General features: G+C 62.2%; 1 protein-coding gene. It reads right to left on the reverse strand.

Annotation, left to right across the window (positions count from 1 at the left end):
- Positions 1-230: AMP-binding protein (locus tag PY650_RS37040; protein ID WP_285885087.1), on the reverse strand; the 230-nt coding region annotated here is incomplete at both ends.

The raw sequence follows: 230 nt of genomic DNA on the forward strand, positions 1-230 counted from the left end.
AGGCAGATCGCCACCGGCTGGTCCGGCTTGACCCCAAGGGCGATCAGATGATGCGCCAAGCGGTTGGCCTGCGCATTGAGTTCGCCATAGCTCAGGTGCTCGTCCTCATAAACCACCGCCACCGCATCGGAGGCCTTTTGCACCTGCTGTTCGAACAGTTCGTGGATGCACTGGTCCGACGGGTAAGGCGCCTGCGTCCGGTTCAGCTCCTCCAAAAGGTAGCGGCGCTC

The sequence above is a fragment of the Martinezella calliandrae genome (genome assembly GCF_030272695.1).
Classification (GTDB): domain Bacteria; phylum Pseudomonadota; class Alphaproteobacteria; order Rhizobiales; family Rhizobiaceae; genus Rhizobium; species Rhizobium calliandrae.